The organism is Luteibacter sp. (assembly GCF_036499525.1).
Lineage (GTDB): Bacteria > Pseudomonadota > Gammaproteobacteria > Xanthomonadales > Rhodanobacteraceae > Luteibacter.
In genome coordinates this window covers 20,348-43,524 of record NZ_DASYDO010000071.1, presented here as the reverse complement: position 1 = coordinate 43,524, position 23,177 = coordinate 20,348, and the positions used below count along the sequence as shown (strand labels likewise).

Here is a 23,177-nt window from a genome sequence, read left to right as displayed (position 1 = left end):
AGTTCCGTTGGGTTGTGCTTCAGGCGGCAGACGCCAATGGTGCCAGAGCCGCGAGTGTTTCGCGTAGCCGCGCCAGCGCCGGACCAGGTCCGAGCTCCACCAGCGGCAGCCGGGGCGCGGCCGAACCGAGCCCCAGGGCGGCCAAACCGGCCTTGACCGGGATGGGGTTGGGCGCGCAATTCAAGGCCTCGACCAACGGGGCCAGCCGCGCCGCGATCTCCGCGGTCCGCCCTGCGTCGCCCGCACGGGCGGCGTCGCAGAGGGCACGGAAAGCCTCGGGCACGAGGTTGGCCACGACGGAGATGGTCCCCGCGGCGCCCGCCAGCATGGCCTGGTGGGCCGAGCCGTCGTCGCCGCTCAGGTAGACGAAATCGGGACGGATAAGTTCCGCGATGGCCTGGATACGTCCGGCATCGCCACGGGCCTCCTTGAGGCCGACGATGGCGGGATGATCGCGCAGGACAGCCACGGTTTCCGGCGCGATGTCGCAGCCGGTGCGCGGAGGCACGTTGTAGAGGATCACGGGCAGGCCGCCCTCGTCCGCCACCGCAAGGAAATGGCGACGCAGGCCTTCCTGGGTGGGACGCACGTAGAACGGCGCGACGACCAGCGCGGCATCGGCGCCGAGGGCCTTGGCGCGTCGGGTGGCGGCGATGGTTTTCGCCGTGCCCGCCTCGCCGGTACCCGCGATGACCGGGATGTGCCCGGCCACGTGTTTCACCGCGAAGGCCAGAAGGCGCTCGTATTCGTCATGCTCGAGGAAGTGCGATTCGCCGGTGGAGCCGGCCACGACAACTGCCTGCGTGCCTCCTGCCAGCTGCTGGTCCAGCAGCCGCCCGAAGGCCTCCAGGTCGAGGGAACCGTCGGCGGCGAAAGGGGTCGCCAGCGCGGTGATGCTTCCTGAGATATCCAAGGTGAAACCCGTTGTGTCATCAGCCGTTCGCATGTTACCGGGGCCGTTCTGGCGCGTCCATTCGGGGGTGCCTTGCTAGCGTGCGACAGGGGCAAGTAAGCTGCTCCCAAAGCGTTGGTTCCGCGCACCGCGGGACGCGCCATGGGTAATTTCCGCCTTGAATCGTTCCGCAGCACGCAACGGCGCCACCGATAACCAGCTCCTTATTTCGACGCTGTCGCCGGCGCACCGCGCGCCAATCCTGGCGCTGGCCAAGCGGATCGCCGACTCCGGTTGCAACCTCGCCGACGCCCGGGTCTCGACGATCGGCAACGATACGTCGGTGATGCTCCTCGCCGTCGGTGCATGGGACGCGGTGGCCAAGCTGGAAACCTCGCTCGGCAAGCTCGGGCGCGACGAGGAAATCCAGATCGTCCACTACCGCACCACGCCGCGCGAACCCACGGCCCACCTTCTGCCTTACCTGGTGGAAGTGATCGCCGCCGATCGTCCCGGCATCCTGGTGAAGATCATCGAGTTCTTTTCCCGCCGCGACATCAGCGTGGAGCAGCTTTCCTCCATGCGCTACCAGGCGATGCAGACCGGCGCCGAGATGTTCCAGGCCCAGATCACGATCGGCATTCCCGCGGAAACGCACATCGCCGCCCTGCGCGACGATTTCCTCGAACTGTGCGATGGCCTCAACCTCGACGCCATCATGGATCCGGTGAAATTCTGACCTCCGAGGAGCGACAGACGCACGCATGACCGCCAAGGGCAAGAAGCTACCGAAACTCGAAGGCACGCTCGGCGACGGCTCCACGCTGTCGCTGCCTTCGCTCCAGGGCCAGTGGGTCGTCGTCTTCTTCTATCCCAAGGACAACACGCCTGGCTGCACGAACGAGGCGAAGGACTTCCGCGATCTGTACGGGAAGTTCCGTGCCCACAACGCCGAGGTGATCGGCGTCTCGCGCGATTCGGTGCGCTCACACGCGAATTTCGCGACGAAGCATGAACTTCCGTTCCCGCTCGTTTCCGACGCCGACGAAACCTGGTGCAAGGCGTTCGACGTCATCCACGAGAAGGTGCTGTACGGAAAACGTTACATGGGCGTGGTCCGCAGCACCTTCCTTATCGATCCCGACGGCCGCCTGGCCGCGGAATGGCGCGGCATCAAGATACCCGGCCATGCGCAGGCCGTCCTAGGCGCACTCCTGAGTGTTCCCCCCGCGTGACGGATACCGCGACACGCGGCTTTCCCCTCCGGCCGTCGCCGTGCGGCCGGCATCCGCAACCTCCGCATGAGGTCACTTCCGCATGACCGGAAGCAAACGCATCTACGCCCTCGACACCAACGTGCTTCTGCACGACCCGACCGCTCTGTTCCGCTTCGAGGAACACGATGTCTTCATCCCGATGACGGTGCTGGAGGAACTGGACGATAAAAAGAAAGGCGGCTCTGAAGTCTCGCGCAACGGCCGCCAGGTCAGTCGTTTCCTCAACGAACTGATCGAGCGCGGCAACGGCCACGGCATCAGCAACGGCCTGGAACTCACCAACCCGCACGGCGTCAACCTCAAGCGCGGCGCCGTGGGGCGCCTGTTCTTCCAACAGCGGGTGGGGCACGGCAACGGCAAGGCCGACAACCAGATCCTCGCGTCGGTCATCGACCTTCGCGACCAGTTCCCTGATCGTCCGGTCATCCTTGTCACCAAGGACATCAACCTCCGCATCAAGGCGTCGATCCACGGCATCACTGCGGAAGACTACGAGAACGACCGCGCGCTGGACGATTTTGCCCTGCTCTTCACGGGCTCCGACGAACTACCGGAGGATTTCTGGAGCCTGCACCCGGAACTGCGCTCGTGGAACGAGCGCGGCCGCACCTTCTACGAAGTGAACGTGCGCGACGACGAGCTGTGGTACGCCAATCAGTGCCTCTACATGCCGGGCGAGAATGACGTGGAACTGCGCGTGCTCGAACTCACCGGCGACGAGGACGCGCGCAAGGCGAAGCTCGTTCTCCTCGACGACCATAGTCACGCGGCGCATGGCGTATGGGGCATCGCGGCACGCAACCGCGAACAGAACTTCGCACTCAACCTGCTGATGGATCCCGAGGTGGATTTCGTCACCCTGCTCGGCACCGCCGGCACCGGCAAGACCCTGCTCGCCCTCGCCGCCGGCCTAGCGCAGGTGATGGACCAGCAGCGTTACCGCGAGATCATCATGACCCGCGCCACCGTTTCCGTCGGCGAGGACATCGGCTTCCTGCCCGGCACGGAGGAAGAGAAGATGACACCGTGGATGGGCGCGCTCACCGATAACCTCGAAGTACTCGCCAACCCCGAGGAAGGCGGCTCCTGGGGTCGCCAGGCCACCAACGACCTGCTCGCCTCGCGCGTGAAGATCCGCTCGCTCAACTTCATGCGCGGCCGTACCTTCCTCAGCCGCTACCTCATCATCGACGAAGCGCAGAACCTCACGCCGAAGCAGATGAAAACACTGATCACCCGTGCGGGCCCTGGCACGAAGATCGTCTGCCTGGGCAACGTGGAACAGATCGACACGCCATACCTGACTGAAACCACCTCGGGCCTTACCTACGCGGTGGACCGCTTCAAGATGTGGGCGCATTCCGGCCACATCACACTGAGGCGGGGCGAGCGGTCCAGGCTGGCGGATTTCGCCTCGGAAGCGTTGTAAAGAGAAACATGAGCGCGGGCAACGGAACCCGCGCTCATGGTCCTCGCCATTCAAGGGTACGGCACCGCCTGGTCTGCCGGATCGAACTCGAACATGCGTTGCTCTGGCTTGGCGGGCAATGTGATGCGGATGATTGGCACGCGCAGGCCCAAGGTAGCCTCGAAGTCCTTCTGGTCCTTTTGCGCCGGGTCCAGGCCATACGTACCGGCTATATAGAAGAACGCTTCGAGCGGAACGCGCGCGCCGATGGTCTGAGCCCACGGCTGCACGACCACTTCATTGTATTTGGTCAGAGCGGACACTGGCGTGGCCAGCGACGTTGCCTTGCCCGCCTCGATGAAGATGGCCGCGCTGTCTGGCGTGCCTGTCACAAGCCGGAACCCGCATTGGTGCTGGGACCGGGCAGCGGGATCTGCCGGTGCCCCATTGAAATGCGCAAGCCACGTCGACACGGTGGTGATGGCAGGCGACTGGTCCTGGCAGGATTTGCTCGCTACCGGATAATAGGGGTGCTCATTGCACGCATTCGAGCGTCCCGCCGTATGACCGTCCACAGGGAACACACAACGGATAACCGCTTGCTCTTTACCCTCCGGCGTATCGAGCGCGGGATAAACGATGAAGCCTTCTGGAATATAAATCGCCTCGACGGGAAAGTCGTGGCGAAGGTAGGTGAACGATACGCCTTGCCTGGACACGGAAGCGGGGCTAGGCAACCACGAATGAAAGCTCGGGGCGAACGCCGTGCCACGCACAAGCACGCCGGAGCACAGGAAAGCGGGGCGCGTGGGCGTACCGCAATCGGCCACGCTGGAGCGATAGCGCGCCTCCATGTCGTCGGCTATCCAGGCACCCGTGGGTGCCAGCGGCACCTGATCCTCTTCGCGGAACTCGAATCCTGCATCCGCGCCGGAAGTCGCCGGCAGGGTAATCTGGACAATCGGCAGAACCATGCCGCCGGAATTCCTGAAGAAGTCTTCCTGGTCACGCCGGGCAGCGGCCACGCCACCGGTGCCTGACACGTAGAAAATAGCCTCCACGGGCACCTGCGCGACGGCGTCCCGCGGCCAGGGCGCAACGATAAATTCCGGTGGCTGGCCTCCGGCTTCCGCGCTTAACGCGGCCCGGATAAGCGGCACCTCGTTGAATATCCTCGCCGTATCCGCCGCACTATCGCGAATGTCGAAACTGCACTGGTAGCGAGCGATATCGCCACCGGGTGCCTGACTGACGTGCGCGAGCCAGCCTGCCGCCGTTGTGATGCCCTGTCCCTGGCAGTAGCGGGTTTGATCCCAATACGCCGGGTGCCGTCCGCAGCCGGGCCGGTCTCGTTCTTCCGAACGGGCGAACGTCGGGAACACGCACAGCACCTGCAGGCGCAACTTGCCCGCAGGGGTGCCCAGCACCGGATAAAGGACCAGACCGTGGTCGTCCTCCTGCGCCAGCCTGCCGAAGAGGATATCGCGGCGCAGGAACGTTGCCGTCATCCCGCCGGCCGTGATTTCGGCATCGGTCGGGTTCCACGCATGCTGCAAATCCGACGCCCTGGACGGACGTAGCATCACGCCGCTGCACAGGAATCCCGGCGCCGTCGCGGAGCCCAGGCATTGCTGCGCGACGTCGTCGAACCTCTCGCGCAGGGCAGCCGCGACCTGCTGCCCTCGCACGCCCTGTCGTACCGCGGGGCCGTCCCCGCCCGGCGCGCTTTCCGTGGCGGGTGCGGAGGTAAGGCCGGAAGCCCGCGCCATCGTGTCGGTCACCGGGACTGACACCTGCGGCGCCTCGCGGTGAAGGGGGGCACAATCGCTGAACGTTGGTGCGAGCGACACGAGCAGCGCCGCCATGAAGACTTTCCTGTCCATGTTGCCTCCAGCCATTCCGTGGCCCGTCGATGTCCAGCATCCGCCGTGCACGTTCCACTTACAATCCCGCTTAAGTTGTAGGCGCCCGCCCCGGCTACCGTGAATCCATGGGCCTCCGCCCGACCGGAAGCCGAGAAGCGTCGATCCCCGGTGTCAGGACGACGGAGGTGCCCAGGCAACGGGGGCGGAGTATCCTATGGCGCTGATATAACCGCCCACGGCGTACCGTCGCCCGTCCCCTCGAGTCCTCCGCATGAATTTCCTCGGGCCACGCTTCATCGTCCTGTACGTGCTGATCCTGTTCGCGCTCTGCGTGCTGCTGGTGCACCTGCGTGGCCGCTCGCGCCTGCGCTTCGACCGCCAGCTGGTCGATCATTCGGCGATCTTCGCGCCGTACAACTTGCTGATGTACGCGTTCTCGGCGGTGCCCGCCCGACCGATCCTCGACCGCAGCGGCTTCCCCCAACTCGACCTGCTCCAGGCCAACTGGCAGACGATCCGTGAGGAAGCGCTCCACTTGTTCGACGAGGGATTCATCCGCTCCGCCGAGAAGCACAACGACGCCTCGTTCAATTCCTTCTTCAAGCAGGGCTGGAAGCGCTTCTACCTGAAGTGGTATGGCGAGCCGCTCGCGTCGGCCGAAACGCTGTGCCCGGAAACGGTGAAGCTGCTCAAAACCATTCCCAGCGTGAAGGCCGCGATGTTCGCCTTGCTTCCGCCGGGCAGCAAGCTCAATCCGCACCGGGATCCGTTCGCAGGATCGCTGCGCTACCACCTCGGCCTGATCACGCCGAACTCCGACGACTGCCGCATCTTCGTCGACGGCGAGATGCACGCGTGGCGCGACGGAAAGGATGTGGTTTTCGATGAAACCTACGTGCACTGGGCCGAGAACCGCACGGACCAGACCCGAGTGATCCTGTTCGCCGACGTGGAGCGCCCGCTGAAGAGCGGCCTGATGACCGCGATCAACAAGCGCGTGGGCGCGTTCATGGGTTCGATCACCGCCTCGCCGAACAGCGACGATGGCAAGGAACAGGTCGGCTTCGTCAATCGCATGTTCGCGCTCAACCAGCGGAGTCGCGACCGCACGCGCCGGTTCAAGAAGGCGAATCCGAAACTCTTTCGCGTACTGAAGTACATCGGCATCGTCGTGATGATCTGGCTCATCTTCCTCGCGCCGTATCCGTTCTTTCGCTGAGGCGTAGTGCACATGTAGGAGCGCGCCCTGCGCGCGACAGGTTTTCGTCCCAGTTCCCAAAGCTGGCGCGCCAGCTCCATGTCACGGCCTCAAAACCTGTCGCGCGCAGGGCGCGCTCCTACGCGTGGTGTCAGGCCGTAGCGCGGATCCGCTCGACGATCGCGTCGCCGAAGGTGTCCGTGGTGCCGGTACCGCCGACGTCCGGCGTGGTGCGATCGTGGGCATCCATCACGTCGCGGATGGCGCTGCGCAGGCGGGTGGCCTTGGCGACCATGTCAAGATGGTCGAGCATGTCGGCCGCGGCGAGCAGCAGTGCGCAGGGATTGGCCTTCTTCTGGCCCGCGATGTCCGGAGCCGAACCGTGCACGGCTTCGAAGATGGCTGCGTCCTTGCCGATGTTCGCGCCCGGCGCGAGGCCCAGTCCGCCGACGAGACCGGCGCAGAGGTCGGAGAGGATGTCGCCGAACAGGTTCGTGGTGACGATCACGTCGAACTGGTACGGGTTCATCACCAGCTGCATGCATGCGTTATCGACGATCATCTCGCTGAATTCGAGATCGGTGTAATCCTTCGCCACTTCACGCGCCACGTCGAGGAACAGGCCCGACGACGTCTTCATGATGTTGGCCTTGTGCACGGCCGTAACCTTCTTACGGCCCTTCTTACGCGCCATCTCGAAGCCATAACGGCAGATGCGCTCCATGCCCGGGCGGGTGTTGCGGATGACCGACACGGCCACCTCGTTCTCGCCCTCGCCTTCGCGCGTCTGGCCTTCCGCCATGTACGCGCCCATGGTGTTCTCGCGCACCGTGATGATGTCGATGTTCTCGTAGCGCGCCTTAGTGCCCGGGAAGCTGATCGCCGGACGCACGTTCGCGTAGAGGTCGAACTTGCGGCGCAAGGTGACGTTGATCGAGGTGAAGCCCCCCCCGATGGGTGTGGTCAGTGGCCCCTTCAGGGCTACCTTGTGCTTCTCGATAGCGTCGATCGTGGCCTGGGGGAGGAGATCGCCATGCTTTTCGAGCGCCGCCACGCCGGCGTCCACGTAGTCATAGGTGAGGCCGCAATCGAGCGCTTCGAGAACGCGAATGGTCGCGTCCATGATCTCGGGGCCGATGCCGTCGCCGGGGATCACGGCAATGGTCTTGCTCATGGGGATACTCCTGAAGGGGAAGCGTAGCGAAAAAATCGCCTGATTATCGGCGATCTGCCCCGCTTCCTTCAAGGATCGTGCAGATCAGCCCACCGTAGGGTCCATCCAGGCGGCGGTATCGCCGGACGCCTTCACCCGGTCGCCGGCCATCAGTGCGCCGCCTCGAGGATCTCGGCCAGACGGCCGCTGCGGTCGGCCGCTGCGAGGTCGTCGAAACCGCCCACATGGGTACCGTTGATGAAGATTTGCGGCACGGTGCGGCGCCCGCCGCTCTTTTCGAGCATCGCGTTGCGCTGGACGGGATCGGTGTCGATGCGCACCTCGTTCCACGACAGGCCCTTGGCCTTCAGCAGGTTCTTGGCCGCCACGCAGTACGGGCAGACGGCCGTCGAATAAATGGTGATATCAGGCGTGGACATGACGCTATTTCTCGGCAGGAATGAGCGCAAGATGGCGCTCTGGGCTGGATTTTACAAGACCGGCGAACCCGCGGCCGGAGCCGTGGTCAAAGCATCCCAGCGCCCCGCTCGTGGAAGGCAAACTCATCGTTTGGTGATGGTATCGTCGTTTGACTATGCGCCCGTCCATTTCCCGCCTCGCCCTCGTCGCCACCACCACCCTCGCGACCTTCGTCGCGGGCGCCCAGGACGCCGTCCGCCTGCCCGATCTGGGCAGCTCCGCCAATGCCCTGATCAGCCCGCGGGAGGCCGACCAGTACGGCGCGATGATGCTGCGCCAGATGCACGCGCTGGACTTGACCGTGGACGACGCGCTGCTCGACCAGTACATCAACGACCTGGGCTACCGCCTCGTTGCCGCCAGCGATCGCCCGAAGGACCATTTTTCCTTCTTCATCGTGCGCGACGACCAGATCAACGCCTTCGCCGCGCCGGGCGGCTACATCGGCGTGAACGCGGGCCTGATCGACATCACCCGTAGCGAAAGCGAACTGGCCGGCGTCATCGCGCACGAAATCGGCCACATCACCCAGAACCACCTGTACCGGGCATTCGAGGACTCGAAGAAGAACGCGCCGCTGATGGCCCTGGTATTGCTGGGCGCCATTGCCGCCGGTGCGGGCGGTGGTGCGGGCGACGCCGCCCCGGCCGTGCTCATGGGTGGACAGGGCCTGCTGCTGCAGCGGCAGATCAACTTCACCCGCAAGGACGAGGTCGAGGCCGACCGGGTCGGCATCCAGACCCTCGCCAACGCCGGTTTCGACCCGAACGCCATGGCCGGGTTCTTCGGCCGCATGCAGGACACCCTGCGCGTCGGCGAAGGCGAGGAGGCGCTGCCCGCCCTGCTCCAGACCCATCCCGTAACCCTCGCCCGCATCAGCGACGCCAAGGCCCGGGCCCGCGTGCTCGAGGAACGCCAGGCGAACAAGCCGCGCCTGCCCACCATCGACAAGGCCACCTGGGAGAAGAGCACCGCTCCGCTGGCGTTCGTGAAGGACCCTACCACCCTGGTCGGCGTCGCCTCCAAGGTAGCCACGGACAGCGCCGGCGATACATACGCGCTGATGCGCGAACGGGTGCGTGTCCTGTCAGGCGATGCCCGGAAGCTCGCGAGCTATTACGTCACGAACCTGAAGCGGAAGGATTTCGACAACGCGGCCAACCGCTATGGCTACGCGCTGGCCCTCATCCGCAGCAACCAGGGCGCGCTGGCCGTGGGCCAGTTGCAGCCGCTCCTCGCCAGCCAGCCAGGAAGCGTGGTGATCCGCCTGACCATGGCGGACGCCTATGAGGACGCCGGGCGGCACGGCGACGCCATGGCGATCTACAAAGCCTTGCACGAAAACTCTCCCCGAAACCGGGCCGTGGCCCTGGGCTATGCCAAGGCCCTGGCCGACAGCGGCCGTGCCGATGACGCCCGCACCGCCACAACCTTGCTACGGCCGATGCTCGACGACAGCGACGATCCGGAGATCTTCCGCACCTTCGCCCGGGCCAGCGAGCGCTCGGGGGATACCGTGCGCGCCGCCGAGGCCTATGCCGACAGCGCCTACCTTTCCGGCCGCCCCTTCGACGCCATGGAGCAGCTGCGCCGCCTGCTGAAGCGGGACGACCTCGACTATTACCAGCGCTCCCGCATCCAGGCCCGGATCAGCGACCTGACCCCGCTCCTGCTCGAGCTGCGCAAGCGCCGGGTGACCACCGACGACAACCCCGACGGCCGGAGCCAGTAGGCCAATGTGACGATTGTCATTGCCGTGTAACACAGCATGGCTGCAATATGACCGTCATAGCCAACGGGCGGTCCCAGCGTGCATAAGCGCATCCTTATCGTGGAAGACGAAGCTTCGATACGCGACATGGTCGCCTTCGCGCTTCGCAAGGCGGGCATGGACGCGGCACACGCCGCCGACGCCCGCGCCGCACAGATGGCCATCTCGGAACGGGTTCCCGACCTGATCCTGCTCGACTGGATGCTTCCGGGCACCAGCGGGCTGGAACTGGCCCGGCGCCTCCGCCGCGAGGAGCTCTCGCGGGAGATCCCCATCATCATGCTCACCGCCCGCGGCGAGGAAATGGACCGCGTGAACGGCCTGGAAGCCGGCGTCGACGACTACGTCATCAAACCCTTCTCCACCCGGGAGCTCATCGCCCGGATCAAGGCGGTCCTCCGCCGCAGCCAGGGCGACGACGGCTCGGGCGTGGTGGAACTGGGTGGTCTGCGCATCGATGGCCCCGCGCACCGCGTATTCGCGGGCGAAGACGCGGTGCCCATCGGGCCGACCGAATACCGCCTGCTCTTTTTCTTCATGACGCACCCGGAGCGCGTGTACTCGCGCGCCCAGCTGCTCGACCATGTGTGGGGCGGCAGCGTATACGTGGAGGAACGCACGGTCGACGTGCACATCCGCCGCCTGCGCAAGACCCTTGAGCCGTGGAAGCTGGACGACATGGTCCAGACCGTTCGCGGCGCGGGCTACCGGTTCTCCTCGAGCACCTAGGCGCCCGGCCCTAGGTTTTCCGGGCCGAGCCGCGCTATGGTGGACGACACCAGACCGTCATCGGCCCAACGCATGCCTGATCGCTTCGTAACCACCTGGCGACTACCCGCAGCATGCGCCGCCGCGCTGCTGGCGGGCGCCGGCGTGGGCTTCCTGGCAGGTGCGACCCTTTCTGTCATCGCCGTGGTCGCCGTAGCGGAAACCGTCGTGCTGTTGTCTTTGTTCCGTCATGAGACGCGGCCAATGTTGCAAGCGCCCGCCACGCCCCATCCTGAGCATGACCGTCTGATGACTCGCACCCGCCGTATCGCCTCACGCCTGCGCGACTTGCGCAGCGCGGCCGGAACCTTGCCGGACGCCGTGGTCCTCCTCGACCACGGCCTGCACGTGCGCTGGTTCAACCACGCGGCGGAAGACCTCCTTGGCCTGAAACGCCCGCGCGACCGCGGCCGCTCCATCGCCGAACTGCTGCGCAACTCGGAACTGGCCGGATGGCTCGCCGACGGGGGTCGCGAACCGCTCAATGACGTCACCGCGCCCGCGCATCCCAATCGCCACGTGACCGCCACCCTGCTGCCTTTCGGCAGCCGGCAGGGGCTCCTGCTGGCACGCGACACCAGCCACCTCACCCGCCTGGAACAGATCCGCCGCGACTTCGTGGCCAACGTCTCGCACGAACTGCGCACGCCGCTCACGGTGATCCACGGTTATCTTGAACTGCTCGACCCGGAAGACGTGCCCGAGCTGGCACCGGTACTGGATGAGATGCGTGCGCAATCCAAGCGCATGGGCCAGATCGTGGAAGACCTGCTGACCCTGTCCCGACTCGAAACCCAGGACCATGTGGCCGAGGAACACGTACAGATGTCCCCGTTGCTCGCCAGCCTGCGCAAGGAGGCGGAGGCCCTCAGCCAGGGCCGGCATACGGTGTCGCTGGACGTCGCCACCTCGTTCGACCTGCTCGGCTCGCCCAAGGACCTGCACAGCGCATTCTCCAACCTCGTCAGCAATGCCGTGCGCTACACTCCCACAGGCGGCCGCATCGCCATCCGCTGGGCGGAGTTCGAAGGCGGCGCGCGCTTCTCGGTACAGGATTCCGGCTTCGGCATTCCCGCGGCGCACATCGCGCGGCTTACCGAGCGCTTCTACCGTGTTTCCTCCAGCCGCTCGCGCGACTCGGGCGGCACGGGCCTCGGCCTCTCGATCGTGAAGCACGTGCTTAACCTGCACCAGGCCCGCCTGGCGATAGAAAGCGAGCCCGGCAAAGGCTCCACCTTCGCCTGCATTTTCGGTAGCGAACGCCTGCTCGACGGCGCGCGTATCCAGGAAGCCGCCGGACTGCACCCTTAATGGCTTGCTGCGTCGCCGCTTTCCGGCATGGTCGCCGTTGAGCCACCATCGGACGTCGTGAGCGGAACAGTGGAACGCATGAGCAAGATCGTGGACCTCGGCAATCCCGAGTTGTACATCAATCGTGAGCTGGCAGCGCTGGAGTTCAACTTCCGCGTCCTCGCCCAGGCGCGCGATCCCGACGTGCCCGTGCTGGAGCGACTGCGCTACCTCACGATCGTGAGCAACAACCTCGACGAATACTTCGAGGTGCGCGTGGCCGTGCTCAAGCACAAGCACGCCCTGGGCGTGGCCGTGGCGGGCGCGGACGGCCTTTCTTCCAGCGAGATCCTCGCGCGCATCCGCGAACGCACGCTGGAACTGGTCGCCGACATCTTCGCCACATGGCGGGAGGAACTGCTCCCCGCGCTCGAGGCCGAAGGCATCCGCTTCCTCACCCGCGACGGCTGGAGCGACAAGCAACGCCGCTGGCTGCAGGGCTATTTCCAGAACGAGGTCATGCCGGTACTTTCGCCGCTCGGCCTCGATCCGGCGCATCCGTTCCCGCGCATCCTCAACAAGACGCTTAACCTCGCCGTGATCCTGAAGGGCCGCGACGCGTTCGGCCGCGAAGGCCATATGGCGCTGGTGCGTGCGCCGCGCTCCCTACCCCGGATCATCCACCTTCCCGCCGAGGTATCCGGTGGCGACGGCGACTTCGTCTTCCTGGCCGAGGTGTTGCAGGCCTTCGCCGATGAGATTTTTCCCGGTTTCCAGGTGTGCGCCACGTACCAGTTCCGCGTCACGCGCAACAGCGAGCTGGTGGTCGAGGAAGCCGAGGTGGAGAATCTCGCGCGGGCCTTGAGCGAGGAACTCGCCGGCCGCGGTTACGCCCGGCCGGTGCGGCTGGAAGTCGGCGCCGACTGCCCGCGTGCCATCACCGAGATGCTGATCGCGAACTTCGAACTGGAGGAAACGGACGTCTATCGCTGCGACGGCCCGGTGAACATCATCCGCGCCGCCATGATCTACGACCAGGTGGACCGCCCGGAACTGAAATTCCCACGGTTCACGCCGCGCCTGTCGCCGGCCTTCGAAAAAGGCGTGAACGAATTCGACGTGCTCGGCTCGCGCGACGTGCTGCTGCATCACCCCTACGAATCCTTCGCCTCGGTGGTGGAACTGCTACGCCGTGCCGTGGACGATCCGGGCGTGCTCGCCATCAAGCAGACGCTGTATCGCGCCGGCAAGGATTCGCCGCTGGTGGACCTCCTGGTGGAGGCCGCGCGCAACGGCAAGGACGTCACCGTGGTGATCGAACTGCGCGCACGCTTCGACGAGGAGGCCAACATCGGCCTCGCGAACCGGCTGCAGGAGGCTGGCGTACAGGTCGTCTACGGCGTGGTCGGCTACAAGACCCACGCCAAGATGCTGTTGATCGTGCGCCGTGAAAGCGGCGGCCTGCGCCGCTACGTCCACCTTTCGACCGGCAATTACCATCAGGGCAACAGCCGCGGCTACACCGATATCGGCCTGATGACGGCGGATCCGGAGATCGGCGAAGACATCCACAAGGTCTTCCAGCAGTTGTCCGGCCTGGGGCCGATGATCCAGCTGAAGCGCCTGCTGCATTCGCCCTTCACCCTGTACACCAGCGTGATGGGCAAGATCGAGCGCGAGACGGAACACGCGCGCAACGGACGCCCCGGCCGCATCGTGGCCAAGCTCAACGCGCTGAACGAAGCGCATGTGGTCGAGGCGCTTTACCGCGCATCGATGGCGGGCGTGCAGATCGACCTCATCATCCGCGGTGCGTGCACGCTGCGTCCCGGCATCCGCGGCGTGTCGGAGAACATCCGCGTCCGCTCCATCGTCGGGCGCTTCCTCGAGCACAGCCGCGTGTACTGGTTCGGCAACGATGGCGCACCGGAGTTGTACTGCGCCAGCGCGGACTGGATGGAACGCAACCTCATGCGGCGCATCGAAGTAGGCGTACCCATCCTCCAGCCGCAACTCGCCCGCCGCGTCTACGACGAGACACTCGACAACTACCTGCGCGACAACACGCAGGCATGGATCCTCGGCAGCGACGGCCGCTACACGCGCAGCCACCCGGCCAGGGGTGAGGCGCCGCACGCGGCGCAGCAAGCCCTCCTCGCGGTTTATAGCGGGTGAAGCGGCGCATCCTCCTCCTTTCCGTGTCTGCCGGCGCGGGGCACGTACGCGCGGCGCAGGCGCTCGAAGCGGCGGTATCCACGTTGGCAGGGGACGGACGCGAGGTCGAAGCGCTCCATCTGGACGTGATGGATTACGTACCGTCGAGCTTCCGGCGCATCTACGCCGACTTCTACCTGCGCCTCATCACCCGCCATCCGCAACTGTGGGGCATGCTCTATCGCATCACGGACGACTCCCGTCCGGAGGCCCTGACCCAGCGCATGCGCCGGACGATCGAGCGCCTGAACACGCGCCGGTTGCGTGCCGCCATCGCACAGTTCGCGCCGGATGCGATCGTCTGTACGCACTTCCTTCCGGCCGAAATGCTCGCGCGGCAGATCCGCAAGGGCCGCATCCACGCGCCCGTGTGGTTGCAGGTCACCGACTTCGACCTGCACCGCATGTGGGTCATTCCCGAGATGACGGGCTACCTCGCCGCCAGCCCGGAGATCGCGCAACGCATGCGCGCCGTCGGCCTGCCCGCGACACGCGTACACACCACGGGTATTCCCGTGATGCCCGCATTCTCGGGGCCACACGACCGGCGTTCGCTGTCCACCGGAATCGGCCTCGATCCCGACCGTCCGGCCTACCTCGTCATGGGTGGCGGCGCTGGCGTCGGCGGGCTGGACAAGCTTGCTGACGCCTTGCTTTCGACAGCGAATGGCTTCCAGCTCGTCGTGCTCGCCGGCCGGAACGCCGCGATGCTCGAACGGCTGCGTGACCTCGCGGCATCGCGCTATCCCGACCGGCTCTTCCCGCAGGGTTACACCCCACACGTGGACCGCCTGATGGCTTGCTGCGACCTTGCCATCACCAAGCCCGGCGGCCTCACCACCTCCGAATGCCTCGCCATGGGCCTGCCCATGATCGTCAACGCGCCTATCCCGGGACAGGAAGAACGCAACGCCGATTACCTCATGGAACAGGGCGCGGCCTGGAAGGCGATCGACGCCGTGTCGCTCGCCTGGCGGATCGGCCAACTCCAGGCGCAGCCGGCGCGACTTGCCGCCATGGCCGCGAGCGCGCGTGCCATCGGGCGACCGCATGCGGCGCGCGAGGTGATCCATACGGTGCTCAACCAACTGGACGGTGCATGAGTCACTCGGCGCGTCACCCTATCGCTGCCGTCGTGTCGACCGCCTTCTTCACCCTCCTCCTCGCCTTTTGCTTCGCCCACGTGGAGATCGAGATCGAGGGCCCGCACGGCTGGGCCACGAGCCTGCCTACCTGGCGTATCGAGCACCACTGGTTGCTCGACCTGCTTTGGGGCGGCCGGCCGATGACCGGCTACCACGCGTGGGTGTTTCCGTTCATTGCGCTGTTCTTCCATTTCCCGATGGTGTTCCGGGGTTTCTGGAGTTGGCGCGCACAGGTGCGGGCGATCGCCTGCGTGATGCTGTTCTGGGTGGCGGAGGACGGACTGTGGTTCACGCTCAATCCCGCCTTCGGATTAGCCCGGTTCAATCCGGCGGACGTGCCGTGGCACCGGCACTGGTGGGGCCCCGCGCCAACGGATTACTGGGTGTTCGGGTTCCTGTGCATCGTGTTGTTCGTGCTTTCGGCCTTACCAAAGCCTCGCCCTCGACAAGCAGCCATGACAGAATTCCCCGATGGCACCGTCCGGTAAATCCCAGATCAACGAAGGCGAACTGCTCGCCGCCGTGGATCTCGGCTCCAACAGTTTCCACATGGTGGTGGCACGCTACGAACACGGCGAGCCCCGCGTCATCGACCGGCTGCGCGATACCGTGCGTATGGCGGTGGGCCTGCGTCCCGACGGCACGCTCGATGCCGGCCATCGCGCCGCCGCGCTCGCCAGCCTCGCGCGCTTCGGCCAGCGCATCGCCGGCATTCCCGCCCTGCACGTGCGCGCCGTGGCCACGAATACCGTGCGCCGGCTGGCCTCGCCGCATGCCTTCCTGTCCGCGGCCGAGGCCGCCCTCGGCCATCCGGTGGAAATCGTCTCCGGCCGCGAGGAAGGCCGCCTGATCTTCCTCGGCGCGGCGCACGACCTGCCCGCGTCGCGCGACCACCGCCTGGTGATCGACATCGGTGGCGGCAGCACCGAGTTCATCATCGGCCGCGGTACCTCTCCCATCCTGACGGAAAGCGTGCAGGTCGGCTGCATCGCCAGCACGATGCGCTTCTTTCCCGGAGGCAAGATCACGCGCAAGCGCTGGCTGCGCGCCCGCCGCGAAATCGGCGTGCTGCTCCAGCAGTTCTCCGAGGACTACCGGGAGGCCGGCTGGGCCGACGCCTATGGTTCCTCCGGCACGGCCAAGTCCATCGGCGCCGTGGTGCGTGCCATGAAGCTTTCCGACGATGGCGTCACGCCGGAGTCCCTGGTGGCGGTCCGCGAGGCGTTGATCGAGCAGGGGTCCTCGGATGTGCTGAAGCTGCCCGGCCTCGCCGAAGACCGAACCGCGGTCTTCGCCGGCGGCGTGGTCATCTTCGAGGCCGCGTTCGAGGCGCTGGGCATCGAGCGCCTCCGCGTGTCGGAAAGTTCCATGCGCGAAGGGGTGCTCTGGGATCTGATCGGCCGTTCCGCGGGTACCGACCCGCGCATGGCCAGCATCGATGCCCTCGCGAACCGCTATGGCGTCGACCGCGCGCAGGCCCGCCGGGTGGAGACCACGGCCCTGGCCATCTTCGACCAGCTGGCCAAGGCGTGGAAGCTCGACAACGACGCGCGCGAGTGGCTCTCCTGGGCTGCGCGCGTGCACGAACTGGGCCTGGCCATCGCGCACAGCCAGCATCATCGCCACGGCGCCTACATCCTGCGTAACGCCGACCTCGCCGGTTTCTCGCGGCAGGAACAGCAGTTGCTCGCCGTCATCGTCGAATCGCACCGTCGCAAGCCGGAGAAGTCCGTGATCTCGGCGCTGCCGGTGCGCTACCGCATGCTTGCCCGTCACATCACCACGATCCTGCGACTCGGCGTGCTGTTCCGCCGGGCGCGTCGCGCGGAGGCCTTGCCGCGCATCCGTGTCGTCGCCACGCGCCAGCGCCTGCGGCTCTCGCTGCCGGCCGACTGGCTCGACCAGCATCCCCTGACCGGGGCGGACCTGGACCAGGAGCGCGAACCGCTGGCGGAACTGGGCCTGGAACTCGAGATCGTCACCGAATGAGCGGGAATCCCCCGGCAGAGGGGCGTATCATGCCGGGAATGTTTCACCGTCACGACCGGTCACCCATGCTCAGAGCTTTTGTCGTCAGCACCCTCCTCGCCCTGCCTGTTGCTACCTTCGCACAGGCGGCCAAGCCGGCGACCCAGCCTCCTGCCGTTGGCGAGCACCCGCGAGTGCTCATGCACACCAGCCAGGGCGACTTCACCCTGGAACTTTTCCCGGAGAAGGCGCCCAAGAGCGTCGCCAATTTCCTCCAGTACGCGCGCGACGGCTTTTACGATGGCACGGTGTTCCACCGCGTCGTGAACGGCTACATGGTGCAGGGCGGCCTCTACAGCCGCGATCTCACCCAGCGGCGTACCCGCGCCCCCATTCCAAGCGAAGCCGATAACGGCCTGTCCAACCTGCGCGGCACGGTCGCCGTGGCGCGCGGCACGGACCCGAACTCGGGTACTTCACAGTTCTTCGTGAATCTCGTCGACAACCGGCGCCTGGACTACGTCGGCAACCAGAGCAGCCTCACCTGGGGCTTCGCGGTATTCGGCAAGATCGTGTCCGGCATGGACACGATCGACAAGATCGCCGCCCTGCCCACCCGGGCGCAAGGCCCCTTCGTGGGCGACGTTCCCAATCCGCTGGTGATCATCGATTCGGCCAACGTCGTCGGCGAGGAAAAGGCGGCGCCCGCGCCGGCTTCCACCACGGCGGCTCCCACGAAGCCTGTCGCGCCGAAGAAGGCCGACAAGAAGGCCACGGCGCCGAAGTCCGCATGAGCACCCTGTTCATCGCCGACCTGCACCTGGACGATGCACGGCCCGACATCACCACGTTGTTCGAACGCTTCCTTGCCTCGGACGAGGCGCGTGCCGCGAACGCGCTCTACATTCTCGGCGATCTCGTGGAAGCGTGGATCGGCGACGACGACGATGCCGAACTGCCCAAGCGCATCGCCGCCGCCACGCATGGCGTCCGCGACGCGAGCGTACCGGTGTACTTCATGGTCGGCAACCGCGATTTCCTGCTCGGGCCGGTATTCGCCGAGCGCGCAGGCATGACCTTGCTCGACGACGGCACCGTGCACGAGATCGAAGGCGTGCCCACGCTGTTGATGCACGGCGACGTGCTCTGCACCGACGACGTGGAGTACCAGGCCGTGCGTGCGCAGGTGCGCACCGAGGCATGGAAGGCGCAGATCCTGTCCATGCCGCTCGATGCCCGCCGTGCGTTTGCCGCGAAAGCGCGCAGCGACAGCAAGTCGCGCACGGGGCGCATCGACGAGACGATCATGGACGTGAACCAGGGCGCCGTCGAACAAGCCATGCGGCAGGCCGGCGTGCGCCGGCTGGTGCATGGGCATACGCATCGTCCGGCGATCCACGATTTCACCCTCGACGGCGCGGCGGCGCAGCGTATCGTGCTGGGCGACTGGTACGAGCATGGGTCGGTGTTGCGTATTGATGGCGAAAGCGTCGACTTGCGCGGACTGCACTTGTAGGAGCGCGCCTTGCGCGCGACGGCTTTTCGCCGCAATCACCAAACTTGCGCGCCAGCTTTTTGGGTACGGCCTCAAGAGATGTCGTACCCGACGCGGGCATAAACGCGCAGGGCGCGCCCCTACAAGGGGTGTGCTTCAGCTCAGCGTGCCCAGCCAGGTCAGTTCGGATTCGGAGAAACCTGCTGCGCGACGGGCGTCCAGGTTGAACGGGCCGCGCAGCGAGTTGTTCATGTAATCGGCGAGCAGCTGCGCGAAGGTGGCTTCGGGATCGATGCCGTCGCGCGCGCAGCACCAGTGGAACCATCGCGATCCCGCCGCTACGTGAGCGACTTCCTCACGCAGGATCACTTCCAGGATCGCCACCGTGCGTTCGTCGCCCTGGCGACGCAGGCGCTCCATCATGCCGGGTGTGACATCCAGGCCGCGCGCTTCCAGCACGCGCGGTACCAGAGCCATGCGCGCGGTGTCGCTGTGTGCGGTTTTCTCGGCCATTTCCCAAAGACCGTTGTGCGCGTCGAAGTCGCCGTACGCCTGGCCGAGTTCGGCCAGGCGCCCCGACAGCATCGTGAAGTGACGCGCTTCGTCGTTCGCGCAGGATGCCCAGTCGCGATAATAGGCAGCGGGCTTGCCGCGAAATCGATAAACCGCGTCCCATGCGAGGTCGATGGCGTTGAATTCGATGTGCGCGATGGCGTGCACCAGCGCCGCGCGCCCCGCCTCCGTACCAAGCCCGCGCTGTGCGAGTTCGCGCGCCGGCACGAGGCGCGGCCGCTCGGGGCGCCCCGGCAAACCAATAGGCAATGGCGCTGGGGAGAAAGTATCCGGCGAGACGCTTCCGGTTTCGAGTGCGGACCATGTCTCGAACGTGAGCCGCACCTTCTCGACCGGATCGGTCGCATCGAGGCATCGGCGGGCGGCGGCATGCAGGTCATTCATGCGAGGCGTCGTGGCACGGACCCTACGCCCGTGCCACGCTAACTTTACGCGCTGCGGCGTTCATTCTTCGCCGCGTCCGAACGCAGGGCTTCCTGCTGTTCGAGGAAGCGGGCGTCCACGCCGGTCACGTACTCGCCGGAGAAGCACGAGGTATCGAACTTGCGCAGGTCCTCGTTGCCGTCGGCGACCGCCCAGATGAGATCGTCGAGGTCCTGATAGACCAGCCAGTCGGCACCGAGCGCCTTCTCCACTTCTTCCACCGTGCGTCCGGCGGCGACCAGTTCCGAGGCCGCGGGCATGTCGATGCCGTAGATGTTCGGGTAGCGCACCGGCGGCGCGGCGGAAGCGAAGTAGACGTTTTTCGCGCCGGCGTCGCGAGCCATCTGGATGATCTGCCTCGAGGTGGTGCCGCGAACGATCGAATCGTCCACCAGCAGCACGTTCTTCTTACGGAACTCGAGGTCGATGGCGTTGAGCTTGCGGCGAACGGATTTCACGCGCTCGCCCTGCCCCGGCATGATGAAAGTACGGCCGATATAGCGGTTCTTCACCAGCCCCTCGCGCATCGGCACGCCCAGCGCCTGGGCCAGCGAGCTGGCCGCGGTGCGCGAGGTATCCGGAATCGGAATGACCGCGTCGATGCCATGGTCCGGGCCACGTTCGCGCAGGATCTTCTCGGCAAGCTTCTCGCCCATGCGCAGGCGCGCCTTGTAAACGGAGACGTCCTCGATCATCGAATCCGGACGCGCGAGGTACACGTATTCGAAGATGCACGGGGCATGCACAGCGTCTTCGGCGCAACGCTGCGAGAGAAGCTCGCCGCCTTCGGTAATGATGACCGCCTCGCCCGGCGCGACATCGCGCAGGCGTTTGAAACCCAGGACGTCGAGCGCCACGGATTCGGAAGCCACCGCATACTCGCGACCTTCCGCGGTGACGCGCTCGCCGAGCACCAGAGGACGGATACCGTTCGGATCGCGGAAGGCGATGAGGCCATAGCCCAGCACCAGCGCGATGCAGGCATACCCACCCCGTGCACGCGCGTGCACGCGCGATACGGCCTTGAAGACGTGCTCATGGGTAAGGTCGCCGCGGTCTTCCACCTGCAGTTCGTGCGCGAGCACGTTGAGCAGCACTTCGGAATCGGAATCCGTGTCGATGTGGCGGCGGTCGTCTTCGAACATCTCCTTGCGCAGGGTCTCGGTGTTCACGAGATTGCCGTTGTGCGCGAAGGCGATGCCGTAGGGCGAGTTGACGTAGAACGGCTGGGCTTCGTCGGTGCCTTCCGACCCCGCGGTGGGATAACGGCAATGACCGATGCCGATACGCCCGCGCAGCTTGCTCACGCCCGCCGAATTGAAGACGTCGCGCACCAGTCCGTTGCCCTTGTGCAGGCGCAGGCGGGCGCCATCCACGGTGGCGATGCCGGCGGCATCCTGCCCGCGATGTTGCAGGACGGTCAGGCCGTCATACAGGGCCGATGCCACTTCCGTGGTACCGACGATGCCGATGATTCCGCACATGGGTCTTGCCTTCTACGAAGAGGCCGCCGTGGTCGCGGCGGCAGGGTGAACGTTCTGTTCTTGCGTGGGCCGCGCGGGGGTCGTGAGGTCGCGCAGTTTCATCAATTCTTCCCGGCTGGGCAATTTCACGTCCGGCAGCTTCATGTCCTTCAGCGCCGCGGGCGGATGCATGTACTCGCGCACGTTCGCCGGCACCTGCTGGCCCAGCCACGCCGCCGGCACAGCGAACTGTGGCAGCATCGTCGACTCGCGCCACAACGGCTCGTTCGGCAACGGGGTGAAACCCAGCAGGAACACCACGCCGCTGACGATAAGCACGCCGCGCGCGAGACCGAAGAGCATCCCGAACAGGCGATCCACGCCGCCCAGCCCTGATCCCGAGACCAGGCGTGAAATCAGGAACCGAAGCACGGCGCCCACCAGCAGCACCGTGATGAAGCAGAGTCCGTAGCCGATCGCGATCCGCGCCGTGGGCAGCGACACGCTGCCTTCGAAATACCGCGCGACCACCGGACCGAATAGCCAGGCCAGCCAGAACGCCGCCACCCAGATCACCAGCGACAGCACTTCCGAAATGAGGCCGCGCGCCAGGCCGATCAAGACCGAGATGAACAGCACGGCAAGGATGACGTAGTCGGCCCAATTCACACGGTGTTCCTCGGTTTGGCGACGGCTGGCAGGTCAGGCCCGTCAGGGCGCCGGGACGACGACACCGTCGAGGCCCATCTTGGCCTTGATCTGGTCCTTGAGACGAACCGCGTCGTCACGCTGCGTCTGCGGCCCGGCGCGGACGCGCCAGAGCTTCGCGCCGCTGCTGGAAGCGATGCTGTCCACGTAGCCCGGGATGCCGGCACCGCGCAGCCTGTCGCGCAGGCGGGTGGCCTCCGCCTCGTTGCTCACGGCAGCCACCTGGACCGCGAAGCCGCCGGCGCGCGGCGCGGCGGCAGGTACCGCCGCGGGCGTGGTACCCGTGGTGGTGGCCGGCGTCCTGGCGAGAGCCGTCCGGGAAGGCGCGGGCGCGTCGGCGGTCTGCGCCTCGGCCTTGGTGGAGAGTGTGGCGGGAGCGCCCGGTGCGGCGGCGACGATCTTCAGGCGCGCGGCTTCGGCGGCGGCCCGCGTCTCGAAGGGACCGGCGGTGACGCGCGTCAGCGCCTTGCCTGCCTGGGTCGTGGCGGCGGTGCTGACCGGGTAGCCCAGGGCCTTCACTTTCTGGACCAGCGCGTCGGCCTTGCTGCGGTCCGCATAGGCGCTGAGGTTGATGCTGTAGCTGCCGCGGGCGGCGGTGCCGGCCGTCAGGGTCGTGGGGCTCGCGACCGGAGTGGCCGGAGCCGGAGCGGCCGGCGCCGGTTTCGGTGCCGCCGTGGCGGCGGGCTTGTTGCCGGCTGCGGGCGACGCGGCGAGATCCTCGGGGAGCGCGTCGGCGGGCTTGCGCGACGTGATATCCACCGCGGCGAGGCGGTTGCCGTTGCCCGGCGTCACGGTGGCGGCCGGGGACGCCGGCTGCGCCACGGGGGCGCTCGCCGCCGGAGCGCTGGAAGGGGCGATGGGGGTGCCGGCGGGCGCGACGTCGAGGGTACGGGTCTGCAGCTCACGGTCGGGCGCCGGCGGGATGGCGAGGCTCACGGTCTGGTCCGTATCGGTCTTTGGCGGCGTGCTGGAGAAGAACATCGGCACGAACAGGACCAACAGAGCGATCAGAACGGCGGCACCCAGCAGGCGTGTTTTCAAGGAAGGCTCCATACGACCGGCGCAATGCGGATCGGCGCGATTATA

The 23,177-nt window shown here is 66.3% G+C and carries 21 protein-coding genes; 13 read left to right on the top strand and 8 right to left on the bottom strand.

Features of this window, described 5'->3' with window-relative positions:
- Positions 1 to 19: 19 nt before the first annotated feature.
- Complete coding sequence (dapA, locus tag VGM71_RS14870; RefSeq protein ID WP_331546530.1) at positions 20 to 913, bottom strand: 4-hydroxy-tetrahydrodipicolinate synthase; 894 nt, start codon at positions 911 to 913, stop codon at positions 20 to 22.
- A gap of 148 nt (positions 914 to 1,061) precedes the next feature.
- On the opposite strand from dapA, the gene VGM71_RS14865 reads away from it, so the two are divergent.
- From VGM71_RS14865 to VGM71_RS14855, 3 genes are all read left to right on the top strand, one after another.
- Positions 1,062 to 1,631 (top strand): glycine cleavage system protein R, encoded by a 570-nt coding sequence (locus VGM71_RS14865; protein WP_331546665.1) that lies wholly within the window; start codon positions 1,062 to 1,064, stop codon positions 1,629 to 1,631.
- Between the two features lie 25 nt (positions 1,632 to 1,656).
- Positions 1,657 to 2,127 carry a peroxiredoxin gene (locus VGM71_RS14860; RefSeq protein WP_331546528.1) on the top strand — a complete coding sequence of 157 codons (471 nt, stop codon included), beginning with the start codon at positions 1,657 to 1,659 and terminating at the stop codon, positions 2,125 to 2,127.
- Positions 2,128 to 2,209: 82 nt separating this feature from the next.
- Positions 2,210 to 3,598 carry a PhoH family protein gene (locus tag VGM71_RS14855; protein ID WP_331546526.1) on the top strand — a complete coding sequence of 463 codons (1,389 nt, stop codon included), beginning with the start codon at positions 2,210 to 2,212 and terminating at the stop codon, positions 3,596 to 3,598.
- A gap of 50 nt (positions 3,599 to 3,648) precedes the next feature.
- Here VGM71_RS14855 and VGM71_RS14850 read toward each other — a convergent pair whose 3' ends face one another.
- A complete protein-coding gene (locus VGM71_RS14850) occupies positions 3,649 to 5,460 on the bottom strand; it encodes a hypothetical protein (RefSeq protein ID WP_331546524.1) in 1,812 nt (603 codons plus the stop codon).
- Between the two features lie 277 nt (positions 5,461 to 5,737).
- Between VGM71_RS14850 and VGM71_RS14845 the strand changes: the two genes are divergently transcribed.
- Positions 5,738 to 6,661 (top strand): aspartyl/asparaginyl beta-hydroxylase domain-containing protein, encoded by a 924-nt coding sequence (locus tag VGM71_RS14845; protein WP_331546663.1) that lies wholly within the window; start codon positions 5,738 to 5,740, stop codon positions 6,659 to 6,661.
- 130 nt (positions 6,662 to 6,791) lie between these two features.
- On the opposite strand, the gene VGM71_RS14840 is transcribed toward VGM71_RS14845, so the two are convergent.
- Both VGM71_RS14840 and grxC read right to left on the bottom strand, forming a co-directional pair.
- On the bottom strand, positions 6,792 to 7,814 hold the full coding sequence (locus VGM71_RS14840) for an isocitrate dehydrogenase (protein WP_331546522.1): 1,023 nt from the start codon (positions 7,812 to 7,814) through the stop codon (positions 6,792 to 6,794).
- 149 nt (positions 7,815 to 7,963) lie between these two features.
- Entirely contained in the window at positions 7,964 to 8,233 is a 270-nt protein-coding gene (gene grxC, locus VGM71_RS14835; protein ID WP_331546519.1) for a glutaredoxin 3, read from the bottom strand.
- 155 nt (positions 8,234 to 8,388) lie between these two features.
- Here grxC and VGM71_RS14830 point away from each other — a divergent pair, with 155 nt between their 5' ends.
- From VGM71_RS14830 to VGM71_RS14790, 9 genes are all read left to right on the top strand, one after another.
- Complete coding sequence (locus VGM71_RS14830; protein WP_331546516.1) at positions 8,389 to 10,005, top strand: M48 family metalloprotease; 1,617 nt, start codon at positions 8,389 to 8,391, stop codon at positions 10,003 to 10,005.
- A 78-nt stretch (positions 10,006 to 10,083) separates the two neighbouring features.
- Positions 10,084 to 10,773, top strand: a complete 690-nt coding sequence (phoB, locus tag VGM71_RS14825; RefSeq protein WP_331546514.1) for a phosphate regulon transcriptional regulator PhoB — start codon at positions 10,084 to 10,086, stop codon at positions 10,771 to 10,773.
- Between the two features lie 72 nt (positions 10,774 to 10,845).
- Complete coding sequence (gene phoR, locus VGM71_RS14820; RefSeq protein WP_414675144.1) at positions 10,846 to 12,123, top strand: phosphate regulon sensor histidine kinase PhoR; 1,278 nt, start codon at positions 10,846 to 10,848, stop codon at positions 12,121 to 12,123.
- 78 nt (positions 12,124 to 12,201) lie between these two features.
- On the top strand, positions 12,202 to 14,277 hold the full coding sequence (gene ppk1 / locus VGM71_RS14815) for a polyphosphate kinase 1 (RefSeq protein WP_331546512.1): 2,076 nt from the start codon (positions 12,202 to 12,204) through the stop codon (positions 14,275 to 14,277).
- Positions 14,274 to 15,419 carry an MGDG synthase family glycosyltransferase gene (locus VGM71_RS14810; RefSeq protein ID WP_331546510.1) on the top strand — a complete coding sequence of 382 codons (1,146 nt, stop codon included), beginning with the start codon at positions 14,274 to 14,276 and terminating at the stop codon, positions 15,417 to 15,419. Before ppk1 ends, VGM71_RS14810 begins: the two co-directional genes overlap by 4 nt.
- Positions 15,416 to 15,949: a hypothetical protein gene (locus VGM71_RS14805; RefSeq protein ID WP_331546508.1), complete on the top strand. Its 534-nt coding sequence runs from the start codon at positions 15,416 to 15,418 to the stop codon at positions 15,947 to 15,949. Before VGM71_RS14810 ends, VGM71_RS14805 begins: the two co-directional genes overlap by 4 nt.
- Complete coding sequence (locus tag VGM71_RS14800; protein ID WP_331546506.1) at positions 15,933 to 17,450, top strand: Ppx/GppA phosphatase family protein; 1,518 nt, start codon at positions 15,933 to 15,935, stop codon at positions 17,448 to 17,450. The genes VGM71_RS14805 and VGM71_RS14800 overlap by 17 nt, the downstream gene beginning before the upstream one ends.
- A 65-nt stretch (positions 17,451 to 17,515) precedes the next feature.
- Complete coding sequence (locus VGM71_RS14795) at positions 17,516 to 18,223, top strand: peptidylprolyl isomerase (RefSeq protein ID WP_331546504.1); 708 nt, start codon at positions 17,516 to 17,518, stop codon at positions 18,221 to 18,223.
- The gene (locus VGM71_RS14790; protein WP_331546502.1) at positions 18,220 to 18,945 is read left to right on the top strand and encodes a UDP-2,3-diacylglucosamine diphosphatase; all 726 of its coding nucleotides are present in this window, start codon (positions 18,220 to 18,222) and stop codon (positions 18,943 to 18,945) included. Before VGM71_RS14795 ends, VGM71_RS14790 begins: the two co-directional genes overlap by 4 nt.
- 135 nt (positions 18,946 to 19,080) lie before the next feature.
- Here VGM71_RS14790 and VGM71_RS14785 read toward each other — a convergent pair whose 3' ends face one another.
- Genes VGM71_RS14785 through VGM71_RS14770 form a run of 4 tightly spaced genes read right to left on the bottom strand, consistent with a single transcriptional unit; the run spans position 19,081 to position 23,132 of the window.
- Positions 19,081 to 19,881 carry a ferritin-like domain-containing protein gene (locus VGM71_RS14785; protein WP_331546500.1) on the bottom strand — a complete coding sequence of 267 codons (801 nt, stop codon included), beginning with the start codon at positions 19,879 to 19,881 and terminating at the stop codon, positions 19,081 to 19,083.
- Between the two features lie 44 nt (positions 19,882 to 19,925).
- On the bottom strand, positions 19,926 to 21,404 hold the full coding sequence (gene purF, locus VGM71_RS14780) for an amidophosphoribosyltransferase (RefSeq protein WP_331546498.1): 1,479 nt from the start codon (positions 21,402 to 21,404) through the stop codon (positions 19,926 to 19,928).
- 12 nt (positions 21,405 to 21,416) lie between these two features.
- Positions 21,417 to 22,052, bottom strand: coding sequence for a CvpA family protein (locus VGM71_RS14775; protein ID WP_331546496.1), 636 nt, complete (start codon positions 22,050 to 22,052; stop codon positions 21,417 to 21,419).
- A 42-nt stretch (positions 22,053 to 22,094) separates the two neighbouring features.
- A complete protein-coding gene (locus VGM71_RS14770; RefSeq protein ID WP_331546494.1) occupies positions 22,095 to 23,132 on the bottom strand; it encodes an SPOR domain-containing protein in 1,038 nt (345 codons plus the stop codon).
- Positions 23,133 to 23,177: the final 45 nt, after the last annotated feature.

Coding starts and splice junctions, on each gene's coding strand:
- VGM71_RS14790 (WP_331546502.1), top strand. CDS start 18,220: ATGAGCACCCTGTTCATCGCCGACCTGCACCTGGACGATGCACGGCCC.
- VGM71_RS14795 (WP_331546504.1), top strand. CDS start 17,516: ATGCTCAGAGCTTTTGTCGTCAGCACCCTCCTCGCCCTGCCTGTTGCT.
- purF (WP_331546498.1), bottom strand. CDS start 21,404: ATGTGCGGAATCATCGGCATCGTCGGTACCACGGAAGTGGCATCGGCC.
- VGM71_RS14860 (WP_331546528.1), top strand. CDS start 1,657: ATGACCGCCAAGGGCAAGAAGCTACCGAAACTCGAAGGCACGCTCGGC.
- VGM71_RS14805 (WP_331546508.1), top strand. CDS start 15,416: ATGAGTCACTCGGCGCGTCACCCTATCGCTGCCGTCGTGTCGACCGCC.
- VGM71_RS14855 (WP_331546526.1), top strand. CDS start 2,210: ATGACCGGAAGCAAACGCATCTACGCCCTCGACACCAACGTGCTTCTG.
- VGM71_RS14830 (WP_331546516.1), top strand. CDS start 8,389: ATGCGCCCGTCCATTTCCCGCCTCGCCCTCGTCGCCACCACCACCCTC.
- VGM71_RS14840 (WP_331546522.1), bottom strand. CDS start 7,814: ATGAGCAAGACCATTGCCGTGATCCCCGGCGACGGCATCGGCCCCGAG.
- grxC (WP_331546519.1), bottom strand. CDS start 8,233: ATGTCCACGCCTGATATCACCATTTATTCGACGGCCGTCTGCCCGTAC.
- VGM71_RS14785 (WP_331546500.1), bottom strand. CDS start 19,881: ATGAATGACCTGCATGCCGCCGCCCGCCGATGCCTCGATGCGACCGAT.
- ppk1 (WP_331546512.1), top strand. CDS start 12,202: ATGAGCAAGATCGTGGACCTCGGCAATCCCGAGTTGTACATCAATCGT.
- VGM71_RS14850 (WP_331546524.1), bottom strand. CDS start 5,460: ATGGACAGGAAAGTCTTCATGGCGGCGCTGCTCGTGTCGCTCGCACCA.
- phoR (WP_414675144.1), top strand. CDS start 10,846: ATGCCTGATCGCTTCGTAACCACCTGGCGACTACCCGCAGCATGCGCC.
- VGM71_RS14800 (WP_331546506.1), top strand. CDS start 15,933: ATGGCACCGTCCGGTAAATCCCAGATCAACGAAGGCGAACTGCTCGCC.